11 protein-coding genes are annotated in these 13,962 nt (G+C 72.0%); 9 read left to right on the top strand and 2 right to left on the bottom strand.

Annotation, left to right across the window (positions count from 1 at the left end):
• Window positions 1-31 precede the first annotated feature (31 nt).
• Complete coding sequence (locus tag ACQP2O_RS29615) at window positions 32-1,786, bottom strand: RelA/SpoT family protein (RefSeq protein WP_433170682.1); 1,755 nt, start codon at window positions 1,784-1,786, stop codon at window positions 32-34.
• 306 nt (window positions 1,787-2,092) lie between these two features.
• On the opposite strand from ACQP2O_RS29615, the gene ACQP2O_RS29610 reads away from it, so the two are divergent.
• The 3 genes from ACQP2O_RS29610 to ACQP2O_RS29600 are packed head-to-tail and all read left to right on the top strand — an operon-like array spanning window position 2,093 to window position 3,750.
• The gene (locus ACQP2O_RS29610; protein WP_433170680.1) at window positions 2,093-2,284 is read left to right on the top strand and encodes a helix-turn-helix domain-containing protein; all 192 of its coding nucleotides are present in this window, start codon (window positions 2,093-2,095) and stop codon (window positions 2,282-2,284) included.
• 30 nt (window positions 2,285-2,314) lie between these two features.
• Window positions 2,315-2,731 (top strand): VOC family protein, encoded by a 417-nt coding sequence (locus ACQP2O_RS29605; protein WP_433170678.1) that lies wholly within the window; start codon window positions 2,315-2,317, stop codon window positions 2,729-2,731.
• Complete coding sequence (locus tag ACQP2O_RS29600) at window positions 2,728-3,750, top strand: RNA polymerase subunit sigma-70 (RefSeq protein ID WP_433170676.1); 1,023 nt, start codon at window positions 2,728-2,730, stop codon at window positions 3,748-3,750. The genes ACQP2O_RS29605 and ACQP2O_RS29600 overlap by 4 nt, the downstream gene beginning before the upstream one ends.
• 43 nt (window positions 3,751-3,793) lie before the next feature.
• Here the strand turns inward: ACQP2O_RS29600 and ACQP2O_RS29595 are convergent, their stop codons facing one another.
• Complete coding sequence (locus tag ACQP2O_RS29595; protein WP_433170675.1) at window positions 3,794-5,128, bottom strand: nitrate/nitrite transporter; 1,335 nt, start codon at window positions 5,126-5,128, stop codon at window positions 3,794-3,796.
• A 223-nt stretch (window positions 5,129-5,351) separates the two neighbouring features.
• Between ACQP2O_RS29595 and ACQP2O_RS29590 the strand changes: the two genes are divergently transcribed.
• From ACQP2O_RS29590 to ACQP2O_RS29565, 6 genes are all read left to right on the top strand, one after another.
• Window positions 5,352-7,418: a molybdopterin oxidoreductase family protein gene (locus tag ACQP2O_RS29590; protein WP_433170673.1), complete on the top strand. Its 2,067-nt coding sequence runs from the start codon at window positions 5,352-5,354 to the stop codon at window positions 7,416-7,418.
• Entirely contained in the window at window positions 7,415-8,857 is a 1,443-nt protein-coding gene (locus ACQP2O_RS29585) for an FAD-dependent oxidoreductase (RefSeq protein ID WP_433170671.1), read from the top strand. The genes ACQP2O_RS29590 and ACQP2O_RS29585 overlap by 4 nt, the downstream gene beginning before the upstream one ends.
• Window positions 8,858-8,951: 94 nt before the next feature.
• Window positions 8,952-11,432, top strand: coding sequence for a nitrite reductase large subunit NirB (gene nirB, locus ACQP2O_RS29580; RefSeq protein WP_433170669.1), 2,481 nt, complete (start codon window positions 8,952-8,954; stop codon window positions 11,430-11,432).
• Window positions 11,433-11,479: 47 nt separating this feature from the next.
• The gene (gene nirD, locus ACQP2O_RS29575; protein ID WP_433170668.1) at window positions 11,480-11,851 is read left to right on the top strand and encodes a nitrite reductase small subunit NirD; all 372 of its coding nucleotides are present in this window, start codon (window positions 11,480-11,482) and stop codon (window positions 11,849-11,851) included.
• Window positions 11,848-13,032 carry a uroporphyrinogen-III synthase gene (locus ACQP2O_RS29570; protein WP_433170666.1) on the top strand — a complete coding sequence of 395 codons (1,185 nt, stop codon included), beginning with the start codon at window positions 11,848-11,850 and terminating at the stop codon, window positions 13,030-13,032. The genes nirD and ACQP2O_RS29570 overlap by 4 nt, the downstream gene beginning before the upstream one ends.
• A complete protein-coding gene (locus ACQP2O_RS29565) occupies window positions 13,029-13,796 on the top strand; it encodes a sirohydrochlorin chelatase (RefSeq protein ID WP_433170663.1) in 768 nt (255 codons plus the stop codon). The genes ACQP2O_RS29570 and ACQP2O_RS29565 overlap by 4 nt, the downstream gene beginning before the upstream one ends.
• The last annotated feature ends 166 nt before the right edge of the window (window positions 13,797-13,962 follow it).

The raw sequence follows: 13,962 nt of genomic DNA, 5'->3' as shown, positions 1-13,962 counted from the left end.
CCGAGCCGGTCGGGGCCGGTGACGGGCGCGGTCATTCGCCCGCGTCGTCCTCCCGCAGGGCGGCGGCTTCTTCGGCCTCGCGGTCCTGCAGGACCGTCAGGCGGCCGGTGAGCTTGTCGACGGTGACGACGCCGACGGCCACGGCCGCATACAGAGCCTCCAGGTTCGGGTAGCCCAGCTCAGTGCCCAGTTGCAGCATCGTGCCGTCGCCCTCCAGGTCCAGGATGTTCGCCCCGCGTGTGGCGAGAGCGTCGGCGACCAGCCGCCGTCCGGCGAGCCCGGTGGTCTCGGTGTGCCGGTCGGCGAGCCATTGGGCGATGTGGACGCGGGCATGTCCGGTGCGGGCGGATTCCAGCCATACCTCGGGCGGGCCGGACCCGGCCTCGCCCGCGGTGAGGATCTCCACCACCTGACCGTCTTCGAGCGGTGCCGTCATCGGGGACAGGCGCCCGTTGGTGAGTGCGCCGACGGCGCGGTGACCGGTGTCGGTGTCGAGCGCGTAGGCGAAGTCGATGGCGGTCGCGCCGGCCGGGAGCGTGACGACGTCCCCGGCCTGGGTGAAGGTCACGATCCCGGCGCTGCGCAGGTCCACCCGCAGACTGTCGAGGAACTCCGCCGAGGGGGCGTGCGCCTGCCAGGCGAGCAGGTTCCGCAGCCACTGCAGGTCGGCCCGGTGCGCGGCCTCGCGGGCGTGGGTGCCGGACGCCTGGGCGGCGTCCTGGATCTGGCTGATGATGCCGTACTCGGCGATCCGGTGCATCCGCGGAGTGCGGACCGCCAACTCCAGGACCTCGCCGCCGGCGGTGACCACCGAGGTGTGCAGCGACTGGTACATGTTGTACTTCGGCAGCGCGATGAAGTCCTTCATCCGGCCCGGCATCGGACGCCACAGCCCATGGATCGCCCCGAGCGCGACATAACAGTCGGCGGCGTCGCCGTCGACGAGCACGGTGACCCGGGCCGCCTCGCCCATCCGAGGCGGATCGGCCGGGCTGATCGGCGGCATGCGGCGGTCCTGGTGCAGGGAGTACAGGTGCCGGTCCCGGGAGACCACGCGCGCTTTCAGGCGCGCGGCGGTGAGGGCCTCGCGCAGTTGTTCGAGCAGCGGGTCGAGCCGGGCGGCGCGGTCGGTGGCACTGTCGGCGACCGCGTCACGCGTGCGCTTGTACCCCTCCGGGTGCAGGCACGAGAAGGCGACGTCCTCCATCTCGCGCTTGAACACATAGATGCCCAGCCGTTCGGCGAACGGCACGAGCAACTCCAGGGACGCCCGTGCGATCCGCCGGCGCTTCTCCGGCTTCGGATGGAACCGCAGGGTCCGCAGGTTGTGCACCCGATCGGCGAGTTTGATCACCAGGACACGGAGGTCGTCGGCGGCCGCCAGGATGATCTTCCGGAACGTCTCCGCCTCCGCCCGGTCGCCCCACTTGGAGCCGTCCAGCTTGGTCACGCCGTCGACCAGGACCGCGACCTCCTCGCCGAACTCGGCGTGAACCTGGCCCAGCGTCAGATCGGTGTCCTCGACCGTGTCGTGCAGCAACGCGGCGGCCAGGGTGGTGGTGTCCATGCCCAGATCCGCCAGGATGAGCGCGACCGCGAGCGGATGCGTCACGTACGGCGCACCGGACTTGCGGGTCTGCCCGCGGTGGTACCGCTCGGCCATCGTGTAGGCGTACCGCAACCGCCGTACGTCGGCCTTGGGGAAATGCGCCTTGTGCGCGGCGATCAGCGGATCGGCCGCCCGATCCTCACCGGTCCGGCGGAGGAACACCACCGGACCGGTCAATCGGCCCAATCGACTGAGGCCGTGGGCACGACGCCGACCGCCGGCCGTCGCCGGCTCACTGATCGACTCCTCAGCCATCCGTCCGCCCCCGCCGGTGATCGGTCATCCGCCTCATCCAACACGCCTCCGCTGCAGCGCGTCTCCCCTTCACCTGAATCTCCGAAGGACGCCCCGGCCTTCAGACCGGGGAGGAATTAGGACTCCACCAGGACCGTCCCGGCGTGGCTGAGACGGTCCAAAAACGGAATTCACCACAATTCGACAAAGCGCTTTACGTGTGCGCATGTCATCTGGAAGTTCTCGGTCATGCGGACGGCGTACAAGTGCCGGGCCTACCCGGACCCTGAACAGGCGGCGGTGTGCAGTCAATCGATACCCGCCGACGCGGCCGTGATTCCCTGGGGCGTGCCGTGGCTCGCCGGAGGCGATCGGATTTCTCATCGCAGCACCGATGAGTTTTCGCGGTGGCCGTCGTTACATGGTCCAGAACGTCGGTGACCGACCGACCCGATCCGAGGGGCCGCAGCCATGGACATGAAACTCGAGCTCATCGTCGTACCCGTCGCCGACGTCGACCGAGCCAAGGCGTTCTACGCCGAGAAGGCGGGGTTCACGGTGGACGTCGACTTCAGCGCCGGGGAGGACTTCCGGGTCGTGCAGCTCACGCCGCCCGGCTCGGCGTGCTCGATCGCGCTCATGAAGAACGAGGAGGCGGCGGGGTCTCTGCAGGGTTTGCACCTGGTGGTCGCCGACATCGACGCCGCGCGTGCCGAGTTCGCCGAGCGCGGCCTGGAGGTCGAGGAGGTCTTCCACTTCGGCGCCGGGGGCCGGGTCCCGGGCCACGACCCCGAGCGCCGCGACTACGGCTCCTTCGCCTCCTTCCGCGACCCCGACGGCAACGGCTGGTTGCTGCAGGAGGTGCGGAGCCGCGGCGGCGCGGCATGACCGCCTCCGAGATGATGACGAGCACGAGCGATGGGGTCTCCGAGATGATGAGTGCGAGTGATGAGATCGCGGCGGCCGTCGCGGGCGAAGAGCCGGCGTTCGCCGCCCTGACCGAGCGGCACCGGCGGGAGCTGCACGTCCACTGTTACCGGATGCTGGCGTCCTTCGACGAGGCGGAGGACGCCGTGCAGGAGACGTTCCTGCGGGCGTGGCGGGGCCGGGAGGGTTTCGACGGCAGCACGCTGTTCCGCGCCTGGCTCTACCGGATCGCGACCAACGTCTGCCTCGACCAGCTCCGGCGCGGATCACGCCGTACGGCGGTGTCCTCCTTCGCCGAGGTGCCGTGGCTGCAGCCGTATCCGGACGGTCTGCTCGACGAGGCCGCGCCCGCCGTTGAGGGGCCCGACGCGGTCGTCGTCGAGCGGGAGACGATCGAGCTGGCGTTCGTCGCGGCGCTGCAGGCATTGCCACCGCGACAGCGCGCGACGTTCATCGCCCGTGACGTGCTCGGCAGGTCGGCGGCTGAGACGGCGGAGCTGATGGACACGAGCGTCGCCGCGGCCAACAGCGCGCTGCAGCGGGCTCGTGCCACGATGCAGCGGCAGCTGCCGGCGCGACGCAGCGAGTGGTCCGCGGGGGAGCTCAGCGGGACGGAACGCACCTTGCTCGAGCGGTTCATCGACGCGCACGAGCGGTGCGACGCCGCCGCCGCGATCGCGATCGCGTCCGAGGACCTGCGTATCACGATGCCGCCGCACCCGTTCTGCTACGAGGGCCTGGCGGCGATCGCGCCGCTGCTCGAGCGGGCATTCGGGGAGGACCGCGAGGGCGACTGGCGTCTCGTCGCGACATCGGCCAACCGGATGCCGACCGCCGCGAGCTACCTGCGCCGGCCGGGTGACTCGGAGTTCCGGGCGTTCAAGTTCGACGTCCTGCGGGTCGAGGACGGCCGGATCAGGGAGATCACGACGTTCGGCCCGGCGCTGTTCCCGGCCTTCGGCCTCCCGCCGACCATCTGAGGGCGAACACGGTGCGGCCCCCGCCGGGGGCCGCACCAGGCGCTCAGACGCCGGTCAGCCGCCGAGGGGACCGGCGGAGGAAGACGGCCCAGGTCACGGCGAAGCAGAGGGCGTAGTAGGCGATGAACGCGATGTAGGCGCCGTTGCCCGTCTTGTAGGTCAGGAACGACTGGCGGAAGGCCAGATTCACGAGGACGCCGCCGAAGGCGCCGATCGCGCCGGCCACCCCGATCAGGGCGCCGGAGAGGCGGCGGGCCTCGTCCTCGGTCGAGGCCTTGGCACGGAAGATCGCGGGGATCATCTTGTACGTCGAGCCGTTGCCGAAGCCGCTGAAGATGAACAGCAGCACGAACCCGGTGAGGAACAGCGGCAGCGACTTCTGAACTGAGGCGGTCAGGACGATCGAGGCGCCGATCGCCATCGCCACGAAGTTCCAGAAGGTGACCTTGGCGCCGCCGAGCCGGTCCGCGGCCCAGCCGCCGACGGGCCGGATCAGCGAGCCGAGCAGCGGCCCGAGGAACGTCAGGTACGCGGCCTTGATGGGCGTGTCGAAGTCGGCCTTGAACTGCACCTGCAGCACCTGGCCGAAGGCGAAGCCGAACCCGATGAACGATCCGAACGTCCCGACGTACAGCAGCGACATGACCCAGCTGTACGGGTCCTTGACGACGTCCCGCATGGCGCGCTTGTCGTTGCGCATGCCGGCGAGGTTGTCCATCCACAGCGCGGAGCCCAGCGCGGCCAGCACGATGAAGGGGATGTAGATCCCGGCCACCAGGCGCGGGTGGTCCTTGCCCGCCGTCGCGAGCACGGCGAGCCCGACCAGCTGGACGACGGCCACGCCGATGTTGCCGCCGCCGGCGTTGATGCCGAGTGCCCAGCCCTTGAGCCGCTGCGGGTAGAAGGCGTTGATGTTGGCCATCGACGAGGCGAAGTTGCCGCCGCCGACGCCGGCGACCGCCGCGAGGATGAGCAGGGTGCTGAAGGACACGCCCGGCTTGACCAGGATCGCGGCCGCCACCGCCGGGACGAGGAGGAGTGAGGCGCTGAACATCGTCCAGTTACGGCCGCCGAACTTCGCGACCGCGAAGGTGTACGGCAGGCGCAGGGCGGCGCCCAGCGCCGTGGGGACCGTCGTCAGCAGGAACTTCCCGGAGGGGTCGATGTGGTACGCGGGGCCGAGGAACAGTACGAGCACCGACCATAGGCTCCACACGGAGAACCCGATGTGCTCGGAGAAGATCGAGAAGATGAGGTTGCGCCGCGCGACCTTGGCGCCGGCCTCCTTCCAGAAGTCGTGGTCCTCCGGCTGCCAGTCCGCGATCCACCGGCGCCCGGCGGGGCCGGCGCCGGGAAGGCGTTCTTCGATGGTGGTCATTCGGCTTCCTCCTGGCTGGGGTGCTGCGCCGAAGCTAGGAGCCGGCCGTTTCCTCGGTGTGTGTCGCGTAATGCGGCAGTGATAACTTCCCTGCACCCCATTCCGGCCGCGCTGTGAGGTTCCGTTCATCGCACCGCAGGTCAGCGGCCCTGGTGAAGTGCTTGTTGCGGGCCGGTAACACGAGGGACGTCATCGCGAAACGCCTCAACCGCACGATCGAGGCATGTCGCCCACACCTACCCACTGTCCGTACTGCGCGCTGCAGTGCGGGATGCTCGTCGGCCCCGGCACGATCGCGCCGCGCGACGACATCCCGGCGAACGGTGGCGGCGGGGGTTCGCTCTGTCAGAAGGGGTGGACGGCGGGGGAGCTGCTCACCACCCCGGACCGGCTGACCGTCCCGCTCATGCGGGCCCACCGGGACGCGCCTCTGGAGCCGGTGTCCTGGGACGCCGCGCTGGACCGGATCGCGGCCGAGATCCACCGGATCCAGTGCGCGTACGGGGACGAGGCCGTGGCGGTCTTCGGCGGCGGCGGGCTGACCAACGAGAAGGCCTACCAGCTCGGCAAGTTCGCCCGGGTGGCGCTGCGCACGCCGAACATCGACTACAACGGCCGCTTCTGCATGTCCTCGGCCGCCGCCGCGCAGAACCGCGCGTTCGGCATGGACCGCGGATTGCCTGTGCCGATCACCGACATCGCCGCCGCGGACACGATCCTGCTGGCCGGCGGCAACGTCGCCGAGACGATGCCGCCGTTCGTCCGGCACCTGACCGCCCAGCGCGAGCGCGGCGGGAAGCTGATCGTCATCGATCCGAGGGAGACTTCGACGGCTCGCCGCGCCGACCTGCACCTGCAGGTCACGCCGGGCACCGACCTGGCCCTGGCCAACGGGCTGCTGCACCTGGCGATCACCGAGGGACTGCTCGACAAGGCGTACCTCGACGAGCGCACCACGGGGTTCGAGACGGTCCGCACCGTGATCAACGGGTACTGGCCGGACCGCGTCGAGCGCATCACCGGCGTGCCGGTGCCGAAGATGCGCGAGGCCGTGCGCCTGCTCGGCGACGCCGCGAACGCGCTCATCCTCACCGCGCGCGGCGCCGAACAGCATGCCACCGGCACCGACACGGTCACCGCCTTCATCAACCTGGCGCTGGCGCTCGGCCTGCCGGGGCGTCCCGGGTCCGGGTTCGGCTGCCTGACCGGGCAGGGCAACGGCCAGGGCGGCCGGGAACACGGGCAGAAGGCGGATCAGCTGCCGGGCTACCGGAAGATCGACGACCCGGCGGCACGTGAGCACGTCGCCCGGGTCTGGGGGATCGACCCGGACGACCTGCCGGGGCCCGGCCTGTCGGCCACCGAACTCCTGAGCGCCCTGGGCACGCCCGGCGGTCCGCGCGCCCTGCTGCTGTTCGGCTCCAACCCTGTCGTGTCGGCCCCGGACGCGAGCCGGATCGAGGAACGCCTCGCGGCACTCGACCTCCTCGTCGTGGCCGACTTCGTGCCGTCCGAGACCGCCGCGCGGGCCGACGTCGTGCTGCCGACGGCGCAGTGGGCCGAGGAGACCGGCACGATCACCAACCTGGAGGGCCGCGTGCTCCTGCGCCGCGCGGCCGTGCCGAGGCCACCGCAGGTCCGCGGCGACCTGGACATCCTGGCCGCGCTCGCCGAGCGCCTCAAAGCGCCCGGCCGGTTCAGCGTCGAACCGGCCGAGGTGTTCGACGAACTGCGCGCGGCCAGCGCCGGCGGGCTCGCCGACTACTCCGGCATCACCTACGAGCGCATCGTCGCCGAGACCGGGGTCTTCTGGCCCTGCCCGGGCGAGGGCCACCCGGGGACGCCGCGCGTCTTCCTCGACCGGTTCGCCACACCGGACGGGCGCGCCCGGTGCATCCCCGTCGAACACCGCGGCCCCGCCGAGGACATCAGCGTCGACTATCCCGTCTACCTCACGACCGGCCGGGTGCTCGCGCACTACCAGAGCGGCGCGCAGACCCGGCGGATACGCGCGCTGGTGGACGCGGTCCCCGAAGCGTACGTGGAGATCCATCCCGACCTGGCCGAGCGTCTCGGCATCGAGGAGGGGGCCGAGATCCGCGTCACCAGCCGGCGCGGAGCCGCCGCCGCCAAGGCGCGGTTCAGCAGGGCGATCCGGCGCGACACGGTGTTCATGCCCTTCCACTGGGCCGGTCCCGCACGCGCCAACCTGCTCACCAACCCGGCACTCGATCCGACGTCCCGGATGCCGGAGTTCAAAGTCTGCGCCGTCCGACTGGAGAAACCGTGAAGAAGAGAATCGTGGTCGTCGGCAACGGGATGGCGGGCTCCCGGCTCGTCTCCGAGCTGCGGGCCCGCGACCGGGAACCGCGGATCACCGTGTTCGGGGCCGAGGCCGCCCAGCCGTACAACCGCGTACTGCTGTCGAACGTCCTGGCCGGCATCGCCGCGCCCGGCGACATCGGCCTGACCGATCCGGGGTGGTACGCCGCGAACGACGTCGACGCCCGGCTCGGGGAGGAGGTCGTCGCGATCGACCGGCAGTCCAAAACGGTGACCTCGGCCGACGGGACCGTCACGCCGTACGACACGCTCGTGCTCGCCACCGGCAGCGCCCCGGTCGTGCCGCCGCTGCCCGGGCTGGACGCCGGCGGCGTCGTCGCCTTCCGCACGCTCGACGACTGCCGGGACATCATGGGCCTCGCGGACGACGCCGAGTCCGCGGTCGTCGTCGGCGGCGGGCTGCTCGGCCTCGAGGCGGCCCGCGGGCTGGCCGGACGCGGACTGCGGGTCACCGTCGTCCACCTCGCCGGGCACCTGATGGAGCGGCAGCTGGACGCCGAGGCCGGCGGCGTGTTGCAGCGCACGATCGGGGACCTCGGGGTCCGTACGCTCGTCGGGGCGCGGCTGACCGGGGCGCGGGCCGAGGACGGGCGCGTCACCGGGGTCGAGCTGGACGACGGCACGGTGCTGCCCGCCGACCTGGTGGTGCTGGCCTGCGGCATCCGCCCCGAGACCGGGCTCGCGCGGGCGGCGGGCCTCACCGTGGACCGTGGCGTGGTCGTCGACGACCGGCTCCGCTCGGTCGACGACCCCGACGTCCACGCGATCGGGGAGTGCGCGCAGCACCAGGGCACGGTGTACGGGCTGGTCGCGCCCGCGTGGGAGCAGGCCAGGATCCTCGCCGACCTGCTCACCGGCGGCGACGCCCGGTACGAGGGCTCGCGGCAGGTCACCCGGCTCAAGGCGGCCGGGATCGAGCTGGCCGCCATGGGCGAGACCGCGCTCGGCGACGATGAGGCGGAGGTCGTCCGCTTCGCCGACCCGACGCGCGGCACGTACAAGAAGGTCGTCATCAGGGATGACCGCCTCATCGGCGCGATCCTGATCGGCGAGACGACCACGGCGGGGCTGCTGACCCAGCTGTACGACCGCGCGGCGCCCGTGCCGTCCGACCGCCTGGGGCTGCTCTTCCACGGGCTGAACCCGGTCACGCCCGCCGAGACGCCCGTGCGCATGCCGGACGCGGCGACGATCTGCGCGTGCAACAACGTCAGCAAGGGCCGGATCCGCGCCTGCTGGGAGGCGGGCGGGCGCGACGTCGCCGACGTCGCCGCCGAGACCCGCGCCACCACCGGCTGCGGCGGGTGCCGCGACACCGTCGAAGGCATCCTCGAGTGGCTCGGCACCCAGGAGGTGACGTCTCCCACCAGGTCAGGCCGTACGTGAGCGGCTTGTAGCACAGCGGTAACAAGCGGGACGCAGACGCGAAACGCCTGATCGTCAAGATCGAGGTCAAGCGCGTCGGGGAGGATTGAATCGGATGACTGGCCGTCTTGTCGTCGTAGGGCACGGTCCGGCGGCACATCGCCTCGTCGAGGCGCTGCGGGAGCGCGACTCCGCCGACCGGTGGCAGATCACCGTGGTGGGCGAGGAGCCCCGTACGGCGTACGACCGGGTGGCGCTGACCTCCTACCTCACCGAGGACGCCGATCTCGGCTACCCGGCCCACGACGAGAGCGTGACCGTACGGACCGGGGAGCGGGTCGCCGCGATCGACCGGACCGCGCGCATCGTCACCACGGACGCGGGGGAGACCCTGCCGTACGACGCGCTGGTGCTGGCCACGGGGTCGGTGCCGTTCGTGCCGCCGGTGCCCGGCGCCGAGCACGCCTTCGTCTACCGGACGATCGAGGACCTGGACGCGCTGCGCGCCGCGGCCGGAAGTTCCTCGGCTGAAAGCGTCGACCTTACTATGTCAAGGCCGCGGGCCGGTGTGGTCGTCGGCGGCGGACTGCTCGGCCTGGAGGCCGCCCGCGCGCTGCAAGGGCTCGGCCTGGACACCCACGTCGTCGAGGTGGCGCCCTGGCTGATGCCGCGTCAGCTCGACGAGGGCGGCGGCGCGATGCTGCGCCGCCACATCGAGGCCCTCGGCATGACCGTGCACATCGGCGCCGGAATCGAGCGCATCGAGCCCGGCGCCATGCACCTCGCCGGGGACGTCGTCCTGGACGCCGGCGTGGTCGTCTTCTCGGCGGGAATCCGGCCGCGCGACGACCTCGCCCGCGCGGCGGGTCTGGCGGTGGGGGAGCGCGGCGGCATCGTCGTCGACGACACCTGCCGAACCGAGGATCCCCGCATCTTCGCGATCGGCGAGTGCGCGCTCATCGGCGGCATGGTCTACGGCCTGGTCGGGCCGTGCTTCACCATGGCCGAGGTCGTCGCGGACCGGCTCCTGGACGGGGAGGCGCGGTTCACCGGCGCCGACCTGTCGACCCAGCTCAAGCTCATGGGCGTCGACGTCGCCAGCTTCGGCGACCCGTCCGCCGACGCCCTCGACGTGATCTACACCGACCCGGTCGCCGGGATCTACAAGCGCCTCGTCGTCAGCGACGACGCGCAGACCCTCCTTGGCGGCGTGCTCGTCGGCGACGCGTCGTCGTACCCGACGCTCCGCGCGTTCATCGGCGCGAAGCTGCCCGGGACACCCGAGCAGGCGCTGTTCGGCGGCACCGAGGCGGCGGGCGGCGCGCTGCCGGAGTCGACGGTCATCTGCAGCTGCAACAACGTGACGGCCGGGGCCATCCGCTGCGCGATCGCCGACGAGCAGCTCACCGACGTCGGGGCCGTGAAGTCGTGCACGAGGGCCGGCACCGGCTGCGGCAGCTGCGTGCCGCTGGTGAAGAAGATCCTCGACGCGGAGCTGACCGCTGCGGGCATCGAGGTCAGCAAGGCGCTGTGCGAGCACTTCGACCACAGCCGCGCGGAGCTGTTCGACATCATCCGGGTGTGCGGCATCACGACCTTCTCCCAGCTGATCACCGAGCACGGGCGCGGGCGCGGCTGCGACATCTGCAAGCCGGCGGTCGCCTCGATCCTGGCCAGCCTCGGCAACGGCCACATCCTCGACGGCGAGCAGGCCGGCCTGCAGGACACCAACGACCGGTTCCTCGCCAACATGCAGAAGAACGGCACCTACTCGGTCGTGCCCCGCATCCCCGGCGGTGAGATCACGCCGGAGCGGTTGATCGTCATCGGCGAGGTCGCCCGGGAGTTCGGCCTCTACACCAAGATCACCGGCGGGCAGCGGATCGACCTGTTCGGGGCCCGTGTCGAGCAGCTTCCGCACATCTGGAAGAAGCTGATCGATGCCGGCTTCGAATCCGGCCACGCGTACGGCAAGGCGCTGCGCACGGTGAAGTCCTGCGTCGGCTCGACGTGGTGCCGGTACGGCGTCCAGGACTCGGTCGGCCTGGCGATCCGCCTCGAGCTGCGCTATCGCGGCCTGCGCGCCCCGCACAAGATCAAGTCGGCGGTGTCCGGGTGCGCCCGCGAGTGCGCCGAGGCCCAGAGCAAGGACTTCGGGGTCATCGCCACCGAGAAGGGCTGGAACCTCTACGTCGGCGGCAACGGCGGGATGCGGCCGCGTCACGCGGACCTGTTCGCCAGTGACCTGGACGAGGACACGCTGATCCGCTACATCGACCGGTTCCTGATGTTCTACATCCGCACCGCCGACCGGCTGCAGCGCACCGCGTCCTGGATGGAGAGCCTCGACGGCGGCCTCGACTACCTGCGCGAAGTGATCACCGAGGACAGCCTCGGCATCTGCGCGGAGCTGGACGCCGCGATGGAGCGGCACGTGGAGGACTACTCCGACGAGTGGCGGGCGATTCTCGAGGACCCCGACAAGCTGCGCCGCTTCGTCTCGTTCGTCAACGCGCCGGGTACGCCCGATCCGAGCATCGTCTTCGAACCCGAGCGCGACCAGATCAAGCCGGCCATGGCGGAGGTGACCCCGTGACCGAGGCAGGGGCACGTCCGGAGATCACGGAGTGAAGGGAGCATTCGATGACCGAGATCTGTGAGGCGCCGGCGGGCACCGGCACGCTGACCGCGACACGCTGGACCACGGTGTGCGACTACGACGACCTGCAGCCCGAGCGCGGCGTCTGCGCGCTCGTCGGCGGCACCCAGGTCGCGATCTTCCGCACGCACGACGGCGAGCTGTACGCGCTGTCGAGTCACGACCCGTTCAGCGGGGCGAACGTCCTGGCGTGGGGGATCGTCGGATGCCGCGGCGGGCAGCCCACCGTGGCGTCCCCGATGTACAAGCAGGTGTTCGACCTGACCACCGGCCGCTGCCTGGACGAGCCGGAGGTCTCGGTGCGGACCTACCGAATACGGCGTAGCGGCGGCCGCGTGGAGGTGGCCGAGTCGTGAAGGACGAGCCACTGGCCGGATTCACGGTGGGCGTCACGGCGGCGCGCCGTCACGAGGAGCTGTCCGCGCTGCTGGAGCGCAAGGGCGCCCGCGTCGTGTACGCCCCCGCGATCCGGTTGGTGCCGCTCGCCGATGACGCCGAGCTGCTCGACGCGACCCGCGACATCCTCGCGGACCCGGTCGACGACGTGGTCGTCACCACCGGCATCGGCTTCCGCGCGTGGCTGGAGACGGCGGACGGCTGGGGGCTGCGCGACGACCTGATCAAACGGCTCGGCGACGTGCGCATCCTGGCCCGGGGGCCGAAGGCCCGCGGAGCCGTGCGCGCCGCCGGGATGGCCGAGGAGTGGTCGCCGGAGTCGGAGAACTGCGACGAGGTCCTCCGCCACCTCCTGGAGGAGGACCTCAGGGGGCGCCGCATCGCGGTCCAGCTGTACGGCGAACCGACGCCCCACCTGACGAGCGCGCTCCGCCGCGCGGGCGCCGAGGTCGTGGAGATCCCGGTGTACCGCTGGTCCCGTACGGACGATCCGACGCCGCTGCGCCGACTGGTCGGGCAGGCGGTCGCCGGCACCGTCGACGCGATCACGTTCACGAGCGCGCCCGCGGTGTCGGCGACCCTGGCCGTCGCGGCCGAGGACACCCTCGAAGACCTCCTGCTCGAGGCCCTGCGCACCCAGGTCGTCGCCGCCTGCGTCGGGCCGGTCACCGCCGCGTCGCTGGAGGCGCGGGGCGTGGCGACGGTACGCCCCGAGCGCGCCCGCCTCGGCGCCCTGGTCCGGGCGCTCGCCGCCGAGCTGCCCGTCCGGCGGTCGAGGCGGATCGCCGTGAACGGCCACGCCCTCGAACTGCGCGGACACGCCGTGGTGATCGACGGGCAGCTCAGACCGATCGCGCCCGCCCCGATGGCGATCCTGCGCGCCCTCGCCCGCCGGCCCGGGCACGTCGTCTCGCGCGCCGAGCTGTGCACGGTGCTGCCCAGCCGGTCCCTGCCGGGTGGAACGAGCCAGGGACGCCCGCATCCGGACGAGCACGCCGTCGAGATGGCGGTGGCCCGGCTGCGCCGGGGTCTGGGCCGCAACGGGCTCGTCGAGACCGTGGTGAAACGCGGCTACCGGCTGGCCTGCGACCCGCTCCGCACCGAGCGGGCCCCGTTCGCCGGCGCCCCGGAGCCGGTATGACGCTGCTCGCCGTCGGGCACGGCACCCGGGACCCCGCCGGAGTCGCCGTGATCCGGGCCCTGCTCGACCGGGTGCGCGCCCTGCGCCCCGGCCTGACCGTCATCGAGTCCTACGCCGAGATCACCGCGCCGTCCCTGGAGGACGCGCTGACGGTGTTCCCGGCCGTCTCGGGCCCGGTGGTCGCGAGTCCGGTGGTCGCGAGTTCAGTGGTCGCGGGTCCGGTGGTCGCGGGTCCGGTGGTCGCCGTGCCGCTCATGCTCGGTCGCGGCTACCACGCCCTGATCGACATTCCGGGCCGCGTCGGCCCCGACGTCACCGTCGCGGGGCCTTTGGGACCGCATCCGCTGCTCGCCGGAGCCCTCGTAGACCGGCTGGGGACGGGCCGGTACGCCGACGCGGTCGTGCTGGGCGCGGCCGGCACCTCCAGCCCGGAGGGACTGGCCGACGCCGCGTCCGCCGCGCACCTGCTGGGCCGCCGCCTGCGCCGCCCCGTGGCGTACGGCCTCGCGGCCGGCGCCGGACCCGATCTGACCGAGGTGGTCCGCGGACTGCGCGCCCAGGGCGCCCGCCGGATCGCGGTCGCGTCCTACCTGCTGGCCCCCGGCCACTTCCACGACCGCCTGGCGGCCGCCGGTGCCGACGTGGTCGCACCGCCCCTGGGCGTGCACGACGCGCTGGCGCGGGTCGTCCTCCGCCGTTACGACGAGGCGATGGCGGCCGAGGCGCGAAGCCGGGACCGCCGGGCGGTCAGCCGCGCCGGGTGAGGTGAGTCGGGGACCTTCGTGCCCGCCGACCCGGGTGAGGTGAGTCGGCGCCCTCCGCGCCCGCTGGCGCGGGTGAGGTGAGTCGGCGCCCTTTGCGCCCGCTGGCGCGGGTATGGACCTGACAGAAACCTCTACGTAGCCTTGACCGGTATTGGCCGCCGATCGA

The organism is Actinoallomurus sp. CA-150999 (genome assembly GCF_050942425.1).
In the GTDB taxonomy this organism is placed as follows: Bacteria; Actinomycetota; Actinomycetes; order Streptosporangiales; family Streptosporangiaceae; genus Actinoallomurus.
The sequence above is the reverse complement of the archived record's forward strand: the minus strand, read 5'-3'. Positions and strand labels throughout refer to the sequence as shown.